General features: G+C 42.2%; 23 protein-coding genes and 2 pseudogenes. 17 read left to right on the top strand and 8 right to left on the bottom strand.

Annotated elements, in window-relative coordinates:
* Position 1: 1 nt before the first annotated feature.
* From AACL31_RS10805 to AACL31_RS10775, 7 genes and pseudogenes are all read right to left on the bottom strand, one after another.
* Entirely contained in the window at positions 2-301 is a 300-nt protein-coding gene (locus AACL31_RS10805; RefSeq protein ID WP_339053118.1) for a phage baseplate plug family protein, read from the bottom strand.
* Entirely contained in the window at positions 291-875 is a 585-nt protein-coding gene (locus AACL31_RS10800) for a phage baseplate protein (protein WP_339053117.1), read from the bottom strand. The genes AACL31_RS10805 and AACL31_RS10800 overlap by 11 nt, the downstream gene beginning before the upstream one ends.
* Complete coding sequence (locus tag AACL31_RS10795) at positions 875-2,842, bottom strand: lytic transglycosylase catalytic (RefSeq protein WP_339053116.1); 1,968 nt, start codon at positions 2,840-2,842, stop codon at positions 875-877. Before AACL31_RS10795 ends, AACL31_RS10800 begins: the two co-directional genes overlap by 1 nt.
* Positions 2,829-3,008, bottom strand: a complete 180-nt coding sequence (locus AACL31_RS10790; protein ID WP_310509987.1) for a DUF6889 family protein — start codon at positions 3,006-3,008, stop codon at positions 2,829-2,831. Before AACL31_RS10790 ends, AACL31_RS10795 begins: the two co-directional genes overlap by 14 nt.
* An 11-nt stretch (positions 3,009-3,019) precedes the next feature.
* Positions 3,020-3,430: a phage tail assembly chaperone gene (locus tag AACL31_RS10785; RefSeq protein ID WP_339053115.1), complete on the bottom strand. Its 411-nt coding sequence runs from the start codon at positions 3,428-3,430 to the stop codon at positions 3,020-3,022.
* Positions 3,430-3,870 carry a phage structural protein gene (locus tag AACL31_RS10780; RefSeq protein ID WP_339053114.1) on the bottom strand — a complete coding sequence of 147 codons (441 nt, stop codon included), beginning with the start codon at positions 3,868-3,870 and terminating at the stop codon, positions 3,430-3,432. The genes AACL31_RS10785 and AACL31_RS10780 overlap by 1 nt, the downstream gene beginning before the upstream one ends.
* Positions 3,871-3,879: 9 nt before the next feature.
* Positions 3,880-4,545, bottom strand: a pseudogene (locus AACL31_RS10775) (DUF3383 family protein); the annotation flags it as partial.
* A gap of 161 nt (positions 4,546-4,706) precedes the next feature.
* Here AACL31_RS10775 and AACL31_RS10770 point away from each other — a divergent pair.
* The 5 genes from AACL31_RS10770 (at position 4,707) to AACL31_RS10750 (ending at position 7,703) form a co-directional block, all read left to right on the top strand.
* Complete coding sequence (locus tag AACL31_RS10770; protein WP_339053113.1) at positions 4,707-5,237, top strand: hypothetical protein; 531 nt, start codon at positions 4,707-4,709, stop codon at positions 5,235-5,237.
* Positions 5,230-6,528: a DUF2800 domain-containing protein gene (locus AACL31_RS10765; protein WP_339053112.1), complete on the top strand. Its 1,299-nt coding sequence runs from the start codon at positions 5,230-5,232 to the stop codon at positions 6,526-6,528. Before AACL31_RS10770 ends, AACL31_RS10765 begins: the two co-directional genes overlap by 8 nt.
* A gap of 15 nt (positions 6,529-6,543) precedes the next feature.
* A complete protein-coding gene (locus tag AACL31_RS10760; RefSeq protein ID WP_339053111.1) occupies positions 6,544-7,098 on the top strand; it encodes a DUF2815 family protein in 555 nt (184 codons plus the stop codon).
* 130 nt (positions 7,099-7,228) lie between these two features.
* Positions 7,229-7,423, top strand: a complete 195-nt coding sequence (locus tag AACL31_RS10755) for a hypothetical protein (RefSeq protein WP_339053110.1) — start codon at positions 7,229-7,231, stop codon at positions 7,421-7,423.
* 46 nt (positions 7,424-7,469) lie between these two features.
* Positions 7,470-7,703 (top strand): hypothetical protein, encoded by a 234-nt coding sequence (locus tag AACL31_RS10750; RefSeq protein WP_339053109.1) that lies wholly within the window; start codon positions 7,470-7,472, stop codon positions 7,701-7,703.
* Between the two features lie 36 nt (positions 7,704-7,739).
* On the opposite strand, the gene AACL31_RS10745 is transcribed toward AACL31_RS10750, so the two are convergent.
* Complete coding sequence (locus AACL31_RS10745) at positions 7,740-8,132, bottom strand: DUF1640 domain-containing protein (RefSeq protein WP_339053108.1); 393 nt, start codon at positions 8,130-8,132, stop codon at positions 7,740-7,742.
* A gap of 90 nt (positions 8,133-8,222) precedes the next feature.
* On the opposite strand from AACL31_RS10745, the gene AACL31_RS10740 reads away from it, so the two are divergent.
* The 12 genes and pseudogenes from AACL31_RS10740 (at position 8,223) to AACL31_RS10685 (ending at position 17,643) form a co-directional block, all read left to right on the top strand.
* Entirely contained in the window at positions 8,223-10,286 is a 2,064-nt protein-coding gene (locus AACL31_RS10740; protein ID WP_339053107.1) for a DNA polymerase I, read from the top strand.
* 26 nt (positions 10,287-10,312) lie between these two features.
* Positions 10,313-10,534, top strand: a complete 222-nt coding sequence (locus AACL31_RS10735) for an ANR family transcriptional regulator (protein WP_310513118.1) — start codon at positions 10,313-10,315, stop codon at positions 10,532-10,534.
* Complete coding sequence (locus AACL31_RS10730) at positions 10,525-10,806, top strand: VRR-NUC domain-containing protein (RefSeq protein WP_310513117.1); 282 nt, start codon at positions 10,525-10,527, stop codon at positions 10,804-10,806. Before AACL31_RS10735 ends, AACL31_RS10730 begins: the two co-directional genes overlap by 10 nt.
* Positions 10,807-11,104: 298 nt before the next feature.
* Positions 11,105-11,524: a BRO-N domain-containing protein gene (locus AACL31_RS10725; protein WP_310513116.1), complete on the top strand. Its 420-nt coding sequence runs from the start codon at positions 11,105-11,107 to the stop codon at positions 11,522-11,524.
* A 3-nt stretch (positions 11,525-11,527) separates the two neighbouring features.
* Positions 11,528-11,881: a hypothetical protein gene (locus tag AACL31_RS10720; RefSeq protein WP_310513115.1), complete on the top strand. Its 354-nt coding sequence runs from the start codon at positions 11,528-11,530 to the stop codon at positions 11,879-11,881.
* Positions 11,882-11,946: 65 nt separating this feature from the next.
* Positions 11,947-12,735, top strand: coding sequence for an antA/AntB antirepressor family protein (locus tag AACL31_RS10715; RefSeq protein WP_339053106.1), 789 nt, complete (start codon positions 11,947-11,949; stop codon positions 12,733-12,735).
* Positions 12,707-14,130: pseudogene (locus AACL31_RS10710) on the top strand (SNF2-related protein). The gene AACL31_RS10715 and the pseudogene AACL31_RS10710 overlap by 29 nt, the downstream one beginning before the upstream one ends.
* Before the next feature lie 176 nt (positions 14,131-14,306).
* Positions 14,307-14,483: a hypothetical protein gene (locus AACL31_RS10705; RefSeq protein WP_339053064.1), complete on the top strand. Its 177-nt coding sequence runs from the start codon at positions 14,307-14,309 to the stop codon at positions 14,481-14,483.
* 23 nt (positions 14,484-14,506) lie between these two features.
* A complete protein-coding gene (locus AACL31_RS10700) occupies positions 14,507-14,752 on the top strand; it encodes a hypothetical protein (protein WP_339053105.1) in 246 nt (81 codons plus the stop codon).
* 163 nt (positions 14,753-14,915) lie between these two features.
* Positions 14,916-15,134, top strand: a complete 219-nt coding sequence (locus AACL31_RS10695) for a DUF4224 domain-containing protein (RefSeq protein ID WP_310513192.1) — start codon at positions 14,916-14,918, stop codon at positions 15,132-15,134.
* A 2-nt stretch (positions 15,135-15,136) separates the two neighbouring features.
* A complete protein-coding gene (locus AACL31_RS10690) occupies positions 15,137-16,153 on the top strand; it encodes a tyrosine-type recombinase/integrase (RefSeq protein ID WP_310513612.1) in 1,017 nt (338 codons plus the stop codon).
* Positions 16,154-16,632: 479 nt separating this feature from the next.
* The gene (locus tag AACL31_RS10685) at positions 16,633-17,643 is read left to right on the top strand and encodes a glycosyltransferase (protein ID WP_310513073.1); all 1,011 of its coding nucleotides are present in this window, start codon (positions 16,633-16,635) and stop codon (positions 17,641-17,643) included.
* Positions 17,644-17,947 lie beyond the last annotated feature (304 nt).

Below are 17,947 nucleotides of genomic sequence, written 5' to 3'. Positions count from 1 at the left end.
ATCAGTCCGTGATCCAGTATAATTTTACGGTTGCGCCCAACGTATCCGCGTTGATATCGCTTTCTTCATCTGATAGCAAAACGAGATTTCCTTTACTGATAAGGTGACTATATTGAGCCAGTAGATTTTCACCCACGATCAGCGGAATACCCTGTATCACCGGTTGATTGTCAACCGTGAGCATATCCAGCACCCAGCCCGCACTATCACGCCAGATAAGGCGAAACTGCCAAACAGTATCAGATAGCTTAATCGTAAATTGCTGGTTGGTGGGGGTAAGCGGTATTTCGTTAATTTCCATTGAAAAATGCGGCTCCTCGCTGTAATAGGCTGCGATTATCAACGGGTTTTGGCGTTTTCATACCGGTATTACTCACGCCACTCGTTGTATTCCCTTCCCGCATATTTTTTGCATCGGTAGATTTGATATTAACCGTTTGGGTTTGGGTGATGTTAAGCTCCCGCAAGGTTAATATCGCCATCAACACGGTTTCTGTGTGCTTATCCGTGGTCACCTCGATAGCGCGAATGAGCATATTCTTATACTTGCGCTTACCTGTTATGACATCAAACGGTTGACGGCTGGCTTGAAGCGCTAAAATTTGCTGGTAGATTTCCGGTGCGCTTAACCCTGCGCGAATAGCCACTTTTGCCGTGTCCCAAAAATCCAGTAGAGATCCACCACTTGAAAAACCCACCTCCATGGTCACTTCCGCCGGACGTTTGTAAGCGTGATCGGCAATTTCCGCGCCCAGTTCAACCGGATGTTCTGTGATTTCAAGGGTGTCGTGATGTTTTTCTGAGATAATGACATCCGGCACCAGCAAACCGATTTTGCGCGATCGTTGTGAAAAAAGCGTAGAAAGGATATCCATCAGTAGGCTCGCTGGGTTAATTGTCCAATCAGTCTGGCGTTAACGCCCGTTTGTTTATCGGCAATCGCATTGGCGGTAGCGTGGGGGTCTAATGCGCCTTCAACATTGATCGTGATATTCTGGTCAATATTATTTCGCATACCCGCATTTGCGGCATGATAGAGCATTGCCTGACTATACGGCTGTCTGCCATTTTCGTGCTCAACGATGCCAGACATGAGCGATGTCATGACCGTCGGATTGGACAGATTCAACACGGTGTCAGGGGAAACCCCTAATTTACCGGATATTTTATCAATGTAGGCACGAGTATTATTTTCACTGGCGGGAGCCCAGGTGCTAATAATTTTTTCAACGGTATTTAATCCCCTTTCAGCGTAGCGATTAAGCTGTGAAGAAAGTGCTTGTAAGCCCTCAAATGCGGTATTGAATTTGGCGAATCTTCCGTTAGGTGATTCACGTACTGCACCGCGTTGTCCAACAAAATTCAAATTACCCGGATTGTTATTACGAATACCCCGTGGAATATCGCCGGTAGGCACATCAGCGATATTATCCGGTATATTGCTGCCTTGATTTTTGTTTGCCCAGTCATTATCAATACCAAAAAAACGCAAACCGTTACCGATCGCACGTTTGACTTGACGGGTGTTGTAATCCCATGATGCGCTTGCGCTATCACTAATATTATCTTTATCTGAAATCAGATACCCCGCATAGAGACTCCACAATTTCAGCCAAGGTGGGATAGGTAACTTCGCTATTTTACTAAAAGCGCCCAATACCTTACTTACCCACGCGCCCGCAATAAAAATTGCTAAGATTTCAAGTGCATTTTTCCACCCACCCACCAGGTCAACCAATCCCGTTAATTTTTCACCTAACCATTTAAATGCCGCTTTTGCCTGGTTGATTTCACCTTCCCACTTAGACCAGTTGATAAAGGATTTTCCACCTTCTTTCCACGTCTGGTAGTCTTCCCAAAGTAACAATAAGGCCGCGATAAGACCGGTGATAATCCTGATGGGCGAAGCAAAGAATGCCCGATTGAGCCCCCAGATAGCCACTGCCAATCCGCTAAAGGTAGTGATGAGTTTTTTAGATTTTCCGTCTAAATTGCGCCACCAGTCAAAAATCTGCTCGATCGCCTGACTCATTCGCCAGATAACGCGCCCCACCATTTCACCGGCTCGAATAATGCCACTAATGAGAAGGGTTAATACTCTCTCAATTTTAGGAAAATTATCCAGCAGTCTTTTGCGCAGATTGTCTATCTCTTTAGTCAACCCCCCTGCTAGGTTTGATCCGACTTTATCGCGTAAAATACCAAATAACCCGGTCAATCCTTTCATCGAGGTCATAAACTGGTTGGACTGTTTGGCAGCAACGTCTGCGTTAAATCCGGTTTGTTTAAGCATACGCTGGTAATCAGCAGAAAATTTGTTCAACCCTCTACGCATGGCCATTAGCGTATTTTCATCAATGCCTAACAGTTGGGCATATTGATTGGCGCGGTAATAGGGCATTGAGGCCAGTTTATTCCCCACACGGGTAAAAATAGCGCTCATATCCTGCAAATTGCCATTGGCATCACGGGTCTGCACCCCAAGACGATTTAAAAACCCCTCAGCACCCGGACTGTTTCTCAAAAATCGTGCCAGATTTTCAAGTGAACCTCTTGCCGCTTCTGCGCTACTGCCGGTGAGACTGGCGGCATACCCTAATGCTTTCATGCCGTTAACACTAGCGCCTGTACGCTGTGACGCCCAGTACATCTTATCAAGACCGGCGGCAATTTGTGTGGTAAATCCCACGACGGCAAGCGCTGCCCCCTCAACCGACGCACCTAGTTTGATAACATTGGCACTCACCCCCGTAACAACGGACTGAAATTTTCGCAGGCCACTGTCATCAACCTTAAAACCTAAGCTGATGAGAAAATCTTGCAACGTTTCAGCATTCGCCATGGCGATTTCTCCAACGCGCAATTCGCGCTTCGTTATCCTGTTCGATATCTATCCACTCATTCATTTCTGCTAAATCTGCCAAATCGATTGAGCCATCTTTTAATTTGTCGAATTTTATGTACCCATACTTAACAGGAAGGCGTAAAAAGTCTTTACCATCCGGCATTGAATCCAGGGTTAATCCTGCGACAGGAGGCTGGCTGTCTCGTCGCCTTGGGGTGCGTGAAAAAAATTACCGAGGGAATCTCCAATCACCTGCGCCACAATCTCAAGCAGGGTTTTTAAGTCAATATCATCAAACATCAATTCGCCCTGGCGAAAAATCGGCGTCCATGCCTTGGCATTTTTGCGTGAAACCACGGCTAAACAAGGGTGCAAAATCGCGTTACAGTCTTCATCGCTCATTTGGGCAATGGAATTTGCCATAATGGGTAACACCGCTGCCATTGGCATTTCCCCTTGCTGTAATTTTTGCAGTTCACCCGTTAAACCGGATAACACCGGCAATAACTTTCGCGTCACCTTAAGCTGGTCAAACACATTGAGTTTTTGACTTCGATATTCATGACCGTTAATTTCAATTTCCACTAGAATTCTCCTAATAAGGCGTCGATCTTAATGCAGTCAAAGACCCAGGCTAAAACATTCACCTTTTTTGCATTTTGCAAATCCGGTATTTTTTGAAACGCACAACTGCGCGCGGTGATCATATCGCCAGATACCGGATTACGGATCACAATCACGTTATTACCCCAAAGGGTAGATGACACGCTTTGCGCGTTATAGGCGATCATCAGTTTTTTGTTAACCGGTGAGGCTTTAATCAGACTGACCGTAACGGTGCCGGATTTTCCGCCATGTCGGGTATGCATCCCTTCACCATCAGCACCAATGGTCATGGTGTTTTTGGCTTCGGTCATTGTCACCACTATTCCTTCTTCAGAGTTCGCCGAGCCAGAGCCCAAATCTATCACCCCCGTGGGGCCGGTTAGCGTGGCGGAAACATCAGCAAAACTATAAGCGGCCATTTTCTCTCCTTATCGAACAATGGTGATTAAGACATCCGCGAAATGCACGGCACCCGCTAACTTACAGGCAACCTGAATCGGCGGCGCCTTGCGTTTTTCGCGCTCAGATTGCGCCTGCTCTGCCAGCGGTTGAATATAAACGTAATATCCTTTGGTGAGCGTATCCCCGCTTGTTAATTGACCTATACTGCCACCGTTCCATACCCCCGGTGCCAGTAGCCCATTAGTGACCACCTGCGCTAACGATTGCTCAACATTGGTCAGAAGCTGCGTGCTGCCTTGCTCCGTTTGAGGGACTTTGGTGGGGCTGGTATACAAAAGATTATACAGATTGGTTTGCACAAAGTTTTGCAACCAGTCCAGCCCATGGCGTTCATCGAAAAAATCACCATTGGCCATCACGCCTTCTTGTATAATGGCGGTGTCGTTATCGTAATTGACAAACACGTTGCAGTTTTTGGCCGCCAGCGTATTCGCCTGTGACGTAGTCAACGTCTCCGCTTTAACACCTGGTTCCTGTTTGAATTTGAGGGTGATCGTGGTGTTATTGCCGTTGAAATTCACTGAAAACGCCCGTCCAAAAGCAGAGGCTGCTGCATAGGGGGTTGATGAAGAATATTGTGTAAAGACCCGTTGATATTTCGCTTTTTTCAAAACAGAAGCGATATCATCCGCTTTCGTACTATCCAGTACGGCGGTATCTTGGGTGGTAAACAGCCCCCGTTGTCGCCGAGAAAAAGGTTCAAACCCCCAAGGTAGAAACGAAACCTGCTAAAGCCGTTAAACCAATTGAGCCGATTATTGAAGCGCCTGAAGTAGCGCCTAAGCCCGAACCGGTGGATATTGAATCACTTGATTTGCGTCACGTGGTCGCCCTGTCTGTCTTGTTTGGGGATAAAGCGCTTAAACCTGACAATACGCAAATCGCTAAAGCCAAAGCGACTTTTGCGTCCGAAAAAGCAGATAGTGTTACCGGGCAAATTGATGCACTTTATTGCGCCTTAAACGGGTTACCTAAAGTGACATTTCTTCCTAAAGCCAAAACCTTCGACGTATGCCTAAAAATACTGGCTAACTGGGATAATCTCTTTGGCATTACCGATCGTCGCGAATTTGCCTTGTCATTACTGCGTGAATTGCCTACCCCAGCAGAAGTCAAACCGATTGATTTTAAGGCACTTCGCAGTGAGGCTTCGGCCTGCATTACTCAACTGGTCAAAGGCGGATATCGCAATGAAGCGGTGGATATCCTCGCCTCATTCAACGCTAAAAAAACGGGTGACGTTACCGATGACAATCTGGTTCAGTTTATCGAGAAAGCCCAACGCGTTTTAGCCGATGATAACGCCGAGGGTAGCGATGGCTGAACATGCAAAACTTTCCCCCTCCTCAGCGCATCGATGGCTTTATTGTAGCGCCAGTCTCGCAGTAGAAGCCACCTTACCCGATAAAACATCGCCGTTTGCGGAAGAAGGTCGCGCAGCGTATGCCTTAGCGGAAAGTATCTTAAAAATGCGCCAAAACCCGTTTAGTGACGGGCGTAGACGAACATCTGGATTTGATGCGAAAGACTATATCGGCACGTATCCCTTGTTGAAAGCTAATTCGCCACAAGTGGATGAAGAGATGATTGAGCACGTCCAGACCTATATCGATACCGTCTGGAGGCTTGCGGACGGGAAAATCTTACAGGTTGAGGAGCGAGTTGACTTTTCAGCCGTCATTGACGTAGAGAATTCGTTTGGTACCGCCGATGCGATTATTGTCAGCGAGGATGAGTTACAAATCCATGACCTGAAATACGGTAAAGGCGTTAAAGTCGATGCCAGGCAAAATGCGCAACTTATGCTCTATGCGCTAGGGGCGTTACATCAGTTTGACCTTATTTATGATTTTAACACGGTTCGTCTTTTTATTCATCAGCCCAGACTTAACCATCTGTCCGAATGGGCGCTATCGGTTGAGGACTTAAAAGACTTTGGGGACTTAGCCAGATTGAGGGCGCAAAAAGCCATGGAGATGGTAACCCTTGCCGAGCGCAACGGGCTTGATGCGCTACCGGATAGTGCCTTTTCACCGGGCATCAGGCAATGCCAGTTCTGCAAAGCAAAAGGCGGATTGTGTTTTGCCCAGGCGCAATTTGTCCATAATGAAGTCAGAAGCGATTTTGTCGATTTAACCCAGCCTTTAGCACCTCAATTAAGTGATGCGCCAAAACGCATTACGTTACTTACCCCTGAGCAAATGGCAACACTCTACCAGCATGTTGATTTGATAGAGAGTTTTTGTAAAGCCCTGCGAAGTCGGGTCGCTGAGGCATTACACAACGGGCAATCGGTACCGGGCTTTAAACTGGTTACCGGCAAACAGGGTAATCGCACCTGGTGTGATGAACGTGAAGCCGAAACGCTGTTAAAAGCCGCCAAACTTAAACAGGAACAAATCTACCACAAGAAAATTATCAGTCCGCCACAGGCTGAGAAACTACTTAAAAAAGACAAACCGAGTCGCTGGGCAAAACTGGAAGCACTTATTGAGCGAGCAGACGGGAAACCCGTCATCGCACCGGAATCTGACCCTCGCCCTGCCCTTGTTATTAATCCCTTAAACGACTTTGACGATGTGACCGAAGCGGCACTCGCTGATAAATCCATCTAATTAAAAGGTAACGTGATGAAAATTAAATTAAACAACGTACGTCTGGCTTTTCCTGAATTATTTGAACCTACGCAAGTCAGTGGTCAAGGAGAGTTCAAATACCGTGCCAATTTCCTTATCGCCAAAAGCCGTACTGACCTGATTGAAGAAATCAAAACGGGGATTAAGGCGGTCATTAAGGAAAAATGGGGAGCCAAAGAGGTAGAAAAAATTTATAACAGCATCTGCCACTCCAACAACCGTTTTTGCTTCCGCGATGGCGACAATAAAGAATACGATGGCTATGCCGGAAACCTGTACATCACCGCCAGTAATAAAGATCGTCCGTTAGTCATTGACGTAAATCGTACACCACTCACCGCACAGGACGGTCGTCCCTACTCTGTCTGTTACGTTAACGCCACCATTGAATTTTATGCCTATGACAATAATGGTAAAGGGGTTTCAGCCTCCTTAAGAGGGGTTCAGTTTTTCCGGGATGGCGATGCCTTTAGCGGTGGAAGCGTGGCCTCTGTTGACGAGTTTGACGACCTGAGCATGGCTGAGGAAGAGGAATTATTGGCAAGTTAAATCAGAGAACCACTGCCGCCTTAAGTGGTTAAATAATAAGGCATCGATTAAAAATATGAGTAATTTTTACTCTAGTTAGCGTAAGGGAAATTTGATATGTAAAGTGTAAATAACCCAAGGAGAGTTAAAAATGAAATTAAATAATATTGGTGAAACCATTGCGCTCACTAATCCCATCAATAATAGCTATTATCTACTTAACCTGGCGCAACCCGTTTATGCTGATGAAGAAACTAAAACATTAATCAATATGGTTCAGCTAATAGCAGAAGAAAACCAGTACCTGAGGAAAGAGAATAAGCGACTGGCAAAAAGCCATCGGTAAAATGGTGGGCTATGTAAATGTTAAAGGCTCAATCAAGGAGTAAAGGATGAATTATCTTACTGGAGAAGAAGCCTCTATCGATTCAGTATTAAAAAATATTGAGGAGCTGAAAACAGCAATTTATGGCTTACGCAAAATATCAACAATCAAGACTAAACATATAGAAATACAAGGTGTTTTTATTGAAAAAATCAGGATTGCAGTAATTATCAGCGAGAAAATCGCAGTTTTATTACACAGCATTGCTCAAGACGTTGACTCCCTTAAAAGAAACATTTAAGCAATCAACACGCTTATTGCTGGCATATTGAGAAAATTAACCGCCCCATAATTTAGGAAGTACTTCTTTAAATAGTAAACCAAGAATACCCGCCAATAAAAACCATTGCAGGCGATCAAATTTTTGTTCTAATCTATCAAAACGTTTTTCTGAAAAATCCAGGCGCTTATCTATCTGAGCAATATCCTTACGGACATCAGCAATCTCAGCTGATAAGTTTTTATGGACATCAGCAATTTGAGCTTCGTTTTTTTCAAAACGTACAACCATATCTCTACGAACATCGTCTAAATCTCTTTTGGTTGCTACATCAACCGCTTCATGTGATTCACGCACAGCCAGAGATATAGCTTTAGCCTGATTTTTAGGCAAGCCTTCTTTTTCTAACGTTTCAACAAATTTTAATGTATCAAATGCAACCTGACCCATAAGAAAAATCCTCCTATTTTGGTAAGTATAACGGGTTTAGGGTTCAATCTGCAAAATCTTTCATCAATTTCATTATTGAGGAATTTTTACATGCAAAATTTACTATTTTGCGATTTAGAAACCTATAGCGATATTCCGATTAATTGTGGCACGCATCGATACGCTGAAAATGCAGAAATATTACTTTTTGCGTATGCGTACAATCACGGCTCTGTCAAGGTCTGGGATGTAACGCAAGATAAAACGATGCCCACAGATTTAAAAGCTTATCTTGATGCCCCTGCGATTTTAACCGTCTTGCACAACGGCGGCATGTTTGATACGGTAATTTTAAAACAGGTGTTAAATATTGACCTACCCTTATCCCGCGTTCACGATACCTTGGTGCAAGCACTGGCACATGGCTTACCTGGCGCACTTGGTTCGCTTTGCGATATCTTCAACGTCAATAGCGATAACGCCAAAGATAAAGAAGGTAAAGCGCTCATACAGCTATTTTGCAAACCGCGTCCTAAAAATAGCAAAATACAACGCGCCACGGCGTTAACTCACGCAGAGGAATGGCAACGTTTTAAGCAATACGCAGGTTCTGATATTTTAGCCATGCGCGAGATTTATCAACATTTACCGGGTTGGAATATGAGTGTGGACGAAACCCAATTATGGCAGTTAGACCAAAAGATTAATCGCCGTGGGATGTGCATGGATGTTGAACTGGCGAAAAGCGCCTTGACTGCCGTTGAAAACGAGCAAAAACGGTTATCAACCGTCACTCAGCAATTAACAGATAATGCCGTGCAAAACGCAACACAACGCGATGCTCTCTTACAACACATCGTTTCAGCATTTGGCATCACATTACCGGATATGCAAGCCAGCACGCTACAGCGCCGCATTAACGACCCGAACATCCCCCCTGCTTTACGCGAACTGCTGTCAGTCCGTTTGCAATCGTGTACAACCAGCACCAGTAAATACAAAGCATTGTTAAAATCGGTAAGCACAGATGGACGACTTCGAGGAACCAAGCAATTTTGTGGCGCTTCACGCACCGGACGATGGGCGGGGCGTATTTTTCAGCCGGATAATCTCCCCAGACCCACGCTTGACCCAAACACCATTAATGACGGGATTGAAGCGTTAAAAGCTGGATGCGCCGAGCTGATTTGTGATGACATTATGCAACTGACCAGTTCTGCGCTTAGAGGATGTATTGTCGCGCCACCCGGTAAAAAACTGGTTATCTCCGATTTATCAAATATTGAAGGCCGCATGCTAACATGGCTAGCAGGGGAAAACTGGAAAGTCAACGCTTTTAGCGAATTTGATAACGGCAAAGGCGATGACCTCTATAAACTCGCCGATGCGCGCGCATTTAATTTTTTACCTGAGAACATCACTAAAGCTCAACGACAAATTGGTAAGGTAATGGAACTCGGCTTAGGCTATGGCGGAGGCGTTGCGGCATTTCTGACATTTGCCCTCGCCTACGGTCTGGATTTAGATGAGCTGACGGAAGCCGCATTACCTAACATTCCCCCTAACGTTAAACGAGAGGCAATAAGCTGGTATCAAAAATCCGTTGAAACAGATAAAACGTATGGTCTCAGCGAAAAAGTCTTTGTTACCTGCGATTCCCTTAAGCGCATGTGGCGCAATGCCCATCCGCAAACCGTATCCTTTTGGTACGACATTGAAGATGCGGTAAAACAGGCCATTCAGTCACCGGGGATAGTGTTTAAGTGCCGTAAACTTAGCGTTCGTCGCGATAAAGGCTGGCTCAGGATTTGTTTACCATCAGGACGGAGTCTTTGTTACCCTTCTGCGCGAATAGAGAATGGACAAATTAGCTACATGGGGACTAATCCCTACAGCCGAAAATGGGAACGGTTAAAAACCTACGGGGGGAAAATTACTGAAAATATATGTCAGAGCACTGCACGGGATGTATTAGCCTGTAACATGCCGTCTATTGAAAAGGCGGGTTATGAGATTGTCTTAACCGTCCATGATGAAATTATCAGCGAAGCGCCCGATACCCCAGAGTTTTCAGCCGAGGGGTTAAGCGCACTGTTAAGTGCCAAGCCTAAATGGGCTTTTGATTTACCGCTTAGCGCAGCGGGTTTTGAGATTTATCGCTATCGAAAAGAATAAATAACACACAGGATAAAATAAATATCATGGCCTTTAAAAAAAACGACAGCCCACTTTATTTCAAGGCAGCACAGGATGCGGTACACCTTGAACAGTCCGGCCAGTACCATGAAGCCGCGCGCGCATGGTCACAGGCAAACCGACTGGCGCGCAATCGCAATAATCGTATCTGGAGTGAACACCGCGCCGATTTTTGCCTGATGCAAATAAAATGGGAGAATATTAAAAGGATGTATTCATGCGGTTAATCAGGGAAGAGAGCATTGAAAAACATTTGGTCAGTGAAGTACGAAAAATCGGCGGCATTGCCTATAAGTTTGTTTCGCCTGGGCGACGAGGTGTACCTGACCGATTAGTTGCACTCCCCAATGGCAAGATTATTTTTGTGGAGTGCAAAGCACCGGGCGAAAAGCCTACCCCCTATCAATTGCGCGAACACGCCCGGCTTTTTGCCCTTGGCCATCAAGTCATCGTACTGGACAGTCACGATTTAAGCAGCATTTTACCCGCTATCAGTTAAAAATTAACTTATTGACGAAAGAAGAAATCATGCGCTATAGTTTATTTGCATCTGCAAAATCAGGTGCCAGGTCTGCAAACCTGCCGTAACTAACAAGGCGCACAGCACGCCGACAGCGTGTTTTTTTATGCGTCAGTCTGCCATATCAAGAATCAATGGTGGGCTGGATGGGGGAGCCGTAAGGCTCGCCGGGATCCTTGTTAGCCGGTTTTTGCAGCCCTGTTCAGTTCACCGCCATATTAAGAGCCTGCAAACTCTTTGGTGGTGATTATCCTTAAATAACAAGGAAATCATTACTATGACTACTTTAATTTTCCGTAATACTGTTCTTGAAACTATTTCCCATAACAGAGAAATTTGGTTTACTTCTGCTGAACTTGCTAGAGCACTGGAATATACAGAAACGGATGCAGTAACAAAAATTTTCAATCGCAATAAAGATGAGTTTTCCGAATGTATGACAACGACGGTCAATTTGGGCGTCGTTAGAAAAACGGGAACGGTTAGAATGCCAGTTCGCATCTTTTCTCTAAGAGGTGCACACCTAATCGCTATGTTTGCCCGTACACATATAGCAAAAGAATTCAGAAAATGGGTGCTAGATATCCTCGATAAACAAGCCATTAATCAAACCTCCAGCTTTCCCCCCCAACCCCAAACGAAAGCCGTAGAGCGTTTCACTCATTCAGATACGCGCAATCTAACACATTTAGTCTAGTGTATGACAAATGGCTTTCGGTTTGAGCGTTCGTGGAGTAATGCGGTGTGGCTGGCTTTGCGCGAAGTGACGGGCACACCGTCACCGGAACATTTTCAGGTAGAGCATCATATCCCGTTAATGGCTGACGAATGCAGACGTATTTACTACATCACAGAATCACTACGCCAGATTATCAATGAGGCTGAAAAACAGGTTATCAAACGACTTTTACGTAAGCGTGAAAATATCGATACCGTTTTAGCGGAAATAAAACAGCTTTTTGATCACTTCCACCATCAACAAATCGGGATAATCACCGCACGCACCGATCAGTGGTACGAAGGTGAGTTGACCCATTTCTTAGAACGCCACTAATTAATCTTAACGCCCCTTGCTAAGGGGCAATCTTTCATCAATTTAAATATTGAGGAATATCCTTTATGTCAAATTTAATCAACATCGAAACAAAAAACATCAATGGCGGGTTAATTCAAACGGTTAATGCCCGTGATTTACATGCGTTTTTGGAAAGTAAGCAGGAGTTTGCTAATTGGATAAAAGATCGCATTCAACAATATGGTTTTATTGAACATCAGGACTTTTTGATAAATTTATCAAAAACCCCAAATGGAGGCCGTCCAGCAAAAGAATATCATATTTCCCTCGACATGGCGAAAGAGCTATCAATGGTTGAGCGCAATGAAAAAGGGAAACAGGCCAGGCAGTACTTTATTGAATGTGAAAGACGGATTTTACAACCTCAAACATTACTACCAACAGCCAAAGAACTGGCACTGATGGTCGTTCGTGCCGAGGAAGAGAAAGAAAAATTATTACTGGAAAATAAAAGTCTTTCAACCGAAAACGATTGTCTTAAAAATCTCTTTAAAGAAGGCATGACCCCTACCCAATTTAGCAAAATGCTTAACGGCGTGAATAGTCAACAGATAAATCATTATCTTGCAGCGAAAAACTGGCTCTATAACGAAAGTAAGTCCGGCAACAATTTACGCTGGCGTGTTGCCGCTACCGCTCGGGATAAATATTTAACCGAAAAACAAAACGAAATAAGCCCACATGGTGCGAATAGTTTCATTAGTTATCGCCCTGTTTTGCTGAGAAAAGGCGCGCAGCGACTTTATGACCAGTATTTGGCTGACAAACTCCCCATGAAAAAGAACTGGAACGGATTACATACTCATGACAAAATTATCCAGATTGTCGCCTGAACAAAAGATAATCGCTAAAACCTTCACCCCTCGCCCTTACCAAAATCTCATTATCAATCACCTGCTCGATATTAAACGCTCAAATGTCTGGGCGGGGATGGGAATGGGTAAAACAGCAGCAACCCTGACGGCATTAGAAAATCTCTATTTATCAGGCAGTGAAACCAAACCCACACTGGTATTAGCCCCTTACGGGTAGCCCAATCCACTTGGCCTGACGAAGCGCTTAAATGGGGCCACCTGCGTAATATTGAAGTGCAGCCCATTATTGGCACTGCAAAAACGCGGATGACAGCACTCAAAAATACCCATGCCAGCGTATTTACGGTCAATTATGACAATCTCGTCTGGCTGGTTGAAACACTAGGTGACAGCTGGCCTTTCGGCACGATTATCGCTGACGAGAGCACCCGGTTAAAATCATTCCGGCTACGCAAAGGCGGTAAACGCACCGCTGCACTTGCTAAAATCGCGCATAAATCGGTTCATCGCTGGGTAAATCTGACCGGTACACCTTCACCCAATGGCTTGATGGACTTATGGGGGCAAACGTGGTTTGTTGACCAGGGCGAACGCTTAGGCAGAACGCATAGTGCATTTACGTCTCGCTGGTTTAACCGTATCCAATTCCCTGGGCAACAGTGGAGCAGGTTTGAGCCTTTAGGGTTTGCTCATCTACAAATTCAGGCAGCACTCAGTGATGTCACCTTATCCCTTAATGCCGCCGACTGGTTCGATATCGAAGAACCGATACACAACGTTATCAACGTTGAACTACCTGCTAAAGCGCGAGCACACTATCAGGCGATGGAAAAAGAACTGTTTCTTGAGTTAGGCGATAGCGCTATTGAAGCGTTAAATGCCGCTGCCAAGACAATAAAATGTTTGCAAATTGCAGCAGGCGCTATTTATAGCGATGACAATCACAACTGGACAGTGATACACGATGCCAAAATCCAGGCGTTGGAAAGTATTGTCAATGAAGCCGGAGGGATGCCAGTACTGGTTGCTTATCACTGGAAACATGACCTTGAGCGTTTATTAAAAGCCTTTCCAAAAGGCAAAATGTTAGACGCTAACCCACAAACCCTTACCGACTGGAATAATGGCAAAATTCCAGTGCTTTTTGCTCACCCCGCAAGCTGTGGACACGGCTTAAATTTACAGGACGGCGGTAATATTCTGGTTTTTTTCTCCCACTGGTGGGATTTAGAGCAGTACCAGCAAATTATCGAACGTATCGGCCCTACGCGTCAAGCGCAAGCGGGACACAATCGCCCTGTCTTTATTCACCATATCGTCGCTAAAGATACACTCGATGAAGTGGTTATGAAACGCCGCAACTCAAAACGAGAAATTCAGGATTTATTGCTGGAAGCGATGAAAAGGAAATAAAAAAGACCAGCGCTAGGCTGGCCAACACCAGGGGAAAAATTGTGAATAGCAAACACACAACCAAATAACTATACAAGAAAAATAAAGAATTAACCTTAAATTTACAAATATTTATATATTTAAATCAAATGGTTATCATTAACATTACTATTCTCATTAACAACGGAGAACTCACCATGTGGATTTTAATATTGTCCATGTACGCCAGCCCTTACGCATCCAGTAACTTTGCAAGTGTTCATACTCAGGAATTCGACACTGAGAATATGTGCCAATTCGCCGCTAAACAGTTTGAGCAGGAATTTGAAACTTTCAAGGATATCAACGCCAAAGCGATTTGCGTTAAGAAATAAGCTAATTTTACCGAGGTTTAACCATGAAACTTAACATCATCAAATTACTAATCACGACATTACTTTTTATCAGTGCAGCGTTTGCCTTCGAACTCATTGTTGGTCACATTGCGCACGCCAATGCCGTCATTGACCCGCAAATCAGATTTAAGCGTGGCGAATTAGGCAATATCCATTTAGGTGGGCAAGAGCTAATGGTTATCGGCGTCATGATAGCGCCAGCACTCATTGTTTATTTGGGTGTATTCCTTGATACCTTGAAGAAGTAGCATAAAGAGAATAAGCATTATCCCACCTGAATTTACCTCACTTAAATTATCCATATCGAAAGGTAAGCGTTCAGCTATTAAAAAAGACCAGCGCAAAGACCAGCGCAAGGCTGGCCAACACCAGGGAAAATTACGTTGTGAGTTTTTCAATGAGGACATAAACGTGAATAATAATTCTATGTTTATTACAGATGAACAAATGAAAGAGTTAACAGGCTATCAGAAACCATCCAAACAATGCAAAGTTTTGGAAGAAGCGGGAATATTTTTTATTAAGAGGCCTGATGGTCGCCCCAAAACGACATGGGAGCATTTCAATAACCCCTCTTCAAAAAAATTTGATATTAATTTTGCTGAGAAACCAAATTTCGGAGCTATGTAGTTATGTCTGGAAAACGAAAAAATCCTGCGGATAATTGGATGCCCCCACGTGTATTTCGTGGGAGATCTGCATACGAGTTTAAACACCCAAATGGTCGTACAATTCGTTTATGTGCTCTAAATGTAGATAAATCTGTTGTTTGGAGTCACTATGAACAATACGTTAATGACGAGAAACATATTTTTAATTATGAATCGCTGATTAATCAATTTCTATGTTCAGCAGATTTTATCGAATTATCGAAAGACACGCAGAATGATTATCAAAAATATTCCAAAAAAGTTATTCCTGTTTTTGGCAAAATGAATCCGGATAATATTAAACCTGAACATATTAGAAAATATATGGATAAAAGAGGATTAAAGAGTAGAACACAGGCCAACAGAGAAAAATCGTTTATGTCCAGAGTATTTCGATGGGGATATGAGCGAGGATTAGTAAAAAATAATCCGTGTAAAGGCGTTAAACAATACAAAGAAATAGCCCGTGATCGTTATGTTACAGATACAGAGTATCACGCATTATATTCTATTTCACCGGTTATTGTTCAGATCGCCATGGAATTAGCCTATCTTTGCTGTGCTCGGCAAGGAGATATTTTAGCATTACGCAAAGATCAACTCATGGAAGCAGGAATTTATATCAAACAAGGGAAAACCGGCAAAAGCCAGATAAAAGGTTGGTCCGAAAGATTAACTAAAGCTATAAAATTAGCTAAACAATTACCATTAATAGAAGGTGTTAATAGCTTATACGTTTTACATCAAGCAAATGGAAAACTATATACCAGAGATGGCTTTAATAGTAGATGGTTAAAAGCTAAAGAAGAAGCCGCTAAAAAATACCCTGAATTGGATTTCAATTTTACCTTTCATGATTTAAAAGCAAAAGGTATATCTGATTTAGAAGGAACACTACAAGAAAAGCAAGCCATTTCGGGCCATAAAAATATTGGTCAGACTGCCAGATATGACAGAAAAATAGAAGTCGTACCGGTCGTAGGTAATCAGAAGAAATGAATAAATATTCAAATTAACTCAATTTATCTTCTGAAAGCATCTTCTGAAGATGTTCTGAAAGGTGATCTTGGTCACAAAAATTCGGTCTTAACCGACTAAGCTTTTACTTACTAAGGTATTGATAATAAACAGAAAATTTCATGGTGCCCAGGGCGGGACTTGAACCCGCACAGCCTTAAGGCCGAGGGATTTTAAATCGCGCTTTTTATCCTTAATTTTCAATAAGTTACTTTCATTTTTCGTAATAAAAATAGAATTTTCACTCTATAAAATTCAAACGGTTACGTGTTTTTACGTAGCCGTTTTACGAACATTTACTATAGCAATAACAAAGCTGAAATGAAACCATTAATTAAGAACAAAACCGCTATCTCACACAAAGCCACTTACACTCAACCAACAACTAATAGTTAACAACTTCCTCCAACGCTGCTAATATGATGCCCTTTGGGTGGAGCTGAGTTGTTTACGGGTGAATAATGATTAATAAAAACGAGTTTGAAGCTACTAAATTGGTAACGAAAGTTATTAATCTGTCTGAAAAAGAATTAAGATATTCAAACGATGTCTTTAATGTAGCTTATGGAGTAGACAAAAACTTTCTATTTGGTACTGGAGTCTCTATCGCCTCGATACTAATGCATAACGAAAATATGGATTTTCATTTTCATGTTTTTACTGATTTTTTTGATGACGAGCAAGAAAGTTTATTCTCAAAGTTAGCCAAACAATATAACACCAAAATAACTATATATCTTCTAAAATGTGAAGATCTGAAAAAATTACCCACAAATCATTGCTGGTCTTATGCTATTTATTTTAGATTGATAATTGCAGATTATCTGAAAAATAAAATAAAAAATGTTTTATATTTAGACTCGGATACCTTTTGTAAAGGTAGTATGGTTGATTTAAAAAAATTGAATTTTGAGGATGATATAATTCTATACGCTGTTCATGATAGCGAAGCTAAAGATAAATCTAAACTAAAAATAAATACTAATAAATATTTTAATTCAGGATTTTTATATATTAATTTAATTAAATATAACAAAAGTAAAATCACAAAAAAAGTTCTCAAAGAGTTAAATGAAAAAAATAGTCTAAATTACCCAGATCAAGACGCGTTAAATATTTGTTTAAATAAAAATGTAAAATTAATAGATGTAAAGTATAATACTTTTTTCCCGATTGATGCGTTAATAAGAACAAAATCAAAAAATAAGTTTTTTATTTATCACCAATCGGTAATAGTTCACTTTGTTGGTTTATCGAAGCCTTGGCATGATTGGACTGCTGACTACATAGAAACAGAAATTTTTAGATTGGCTAAATCAAAATCACCATGGAGTAGTTATCAGTTATTAAAGCCAAAATCTTATAAAGAAATTTCAAGAAAAAGTAGACATCTTAAATATCAAAAGAAATATCTAAAAAGTTATATGTTTTATATTAAGTATATTTTAGCTAAAATTTCGAGAAAAAAATGAAAAGGTTATTATCAACATGCAATTCCTCATTGAGGGAAAACTGGAATAATTTAATAATATTTCTCTATATTAATACGTATTTTTTTGATGATATAACAAGATATAAACATGCAATATCAATATTACTTTTTACATCTGCCTTATATCTAATGTTTAAAAACAAAAATAATGTATTAAAGTTATTTAATAACTATCTTTTCTTTTCATTATTAGTATTCATATTATCAATATTTTATACATTATTGATTAGTTATGATATTAATATAACTCTCAAGTTTATTTATAAAAATGTTTTTGAAAAGAT

It is taken from the genome of Arsenophonus endosymbiont of Crataerina pallida (assembly GCF_964020125.1).
In the GTDB taxonomy this organism is placed as follows: Bacteria; Pseudomonadota; Gammaproteobacteria; order Enterobacterales; family Enterobacteriaceae; genus Arsenophonus; species Arsenophonus nilaparvatae.
The sequence above is the reverse complement of the archived record's forward strand: the minus strand, read 5'-3'. Positions and strand labels throughout refer to the sequence as shown.

Excerpts from the sequence above, each read along its gene's own strand:
- AACL31_RS10805 (WP_339053118.1), bottom strand. The coding sequence starts at position 301 with ATGGAAATTAACGAAATACCGCTTACCCCCACCAACCAGCAATTTACG.
- AACL31_RS10800 (WP_339053117.1), bottom strand. The coding sequence starts at position 875 with ATGGATATCCTTTCTACGCTTTTTTCACAACGATCGCGCAAAATCGGT.
- AACL31_RS10795 (WP_339053116.1), bottom strand. The coding sequence starts at position 2,842 with ATGGCGAATGCTGAAACGTTGCAAGATTTTCTCATCAGCTTAGGTTTT.
- AACL31_RS10790 (WP_310509987.1), bottom strand. The coding sequence starts at position 3,008 with ATGCCGGATGGTAAAGACTTTTTACGCCTTCCTGTTAAGTATGGGTAC.
- AACL31_RS10780 (WP_339053114.1), bottom strand. The coding sequence starts at position 3,870 with ATGGCCGCTTATAGTTTTGCTGATGTTTCCGCCACGCTAACCGGCCCC.
- AACL31_RS10765 (WP_339053112.1), top strand. The coding sequence starts at position 5,230 with ATGGCTGAACATGCAAAACTTTCCCCCTCCTCAGCGCATCGATGGCTT.
- AACL31_RS10760 (WP_339053111.1), top strand. The coding sequence starts at position 6,544 with ATGAAAATTAAATTAAACAACGTACGTCTGGCTTTTCCTGAATTATTT.
- AACL31_RS10755 (WP_339053110.1), top strand. The coding sequence starts at position 7,229 with ATGAAATTAAATAATATTGGTGAAACCATTGCGCTCACTAATCCCATC.
- AACL31_RS10750 (WP_339053109.1), top strand. The coding sequence starts at position 7,470 with ATGAATTATCTTACTGGAGAAGAAGCCTCTATCGATTCAGTATTAAAA.
- AACL31_RS10745 (WP_339053108.1), bottom strand. The coding sequence starts at position 8,132 with ATGGGTCAGGTTGCATTTGATACATTAAAATTTGTTGAAACGTTAGAA.
- AACL31_RS10740 (WP_339053107.1), top strand. The coding sequence starts at position 8,223 with ATGCAAAATTTACTATTTTGCGATTTAGAAACCTATAGCGATATTCCG.
- AACL31_RS10735 (WP_310513118.1), top strand. The coding sequence starts at position 10,313 with ATGGCCTTTAAAAAAAACGACAGCCCACTTTATTTCAAGGCAGCACAG.
- AACL31_RS10730 (WP_310513117.1), top strand. The coding sequence starts at position 10,525 with ATGCGGTTAATCAGGGAAGAGAGCATTGAAAAACATTTGGTCAGTGAA.
- AACL31_RS10725 (WP_310513116.1), top strand. The coding sequence starts at position 11,105 with ATGACTACTTTAATTTTCCGTAATACTGTTCTTGAAACTATTTCCCAT.
- AACL31_RS10720 (WP_310513115.1), top strand. The coding sequence starts at position 11,528 with ATGACAAATGGCTTTCGGTTTGAGCGTTCGTGGAGTAATGCGGTGTGG.
- AACL31_RS10715 (WP_339053106.1), top strand. The coding sequence starts at position 11,947 with ATGTCAAATTTAATCAACATCGAAACAAAAAACATCAATGGCGGGTTA.
- AACL31_RS10705 (WP_339053064.1), top strand. The coding sequence starts at position 14,307 with ATGTGGATTTTAATATTGTCCATGTACGCCAGCCCTTACGCATCCAGT.
- AACL31_RS10700 (WP_339053105.1), top strand. The coding sequence starts at position 14,507 with ATGAAACTTAACATCATCAAATTACTAATCACGACATTACTTTTTATC.
- AACL31_RS10690 (WP_310513612.1), top strand. The coding sequence starts at position 15,137 with ATGTCTGGAAAACGAAAAAATCCTGCGGATAATTGGATGCCCCCACGT.
- AACL31_RS10685 (WP_310513073.1), top strand. The coding sequence starts at position 16,633 with ATGATTAATAAAAACGAGTTTGAAGCTACTAAATTGGTAACGAAAGTT.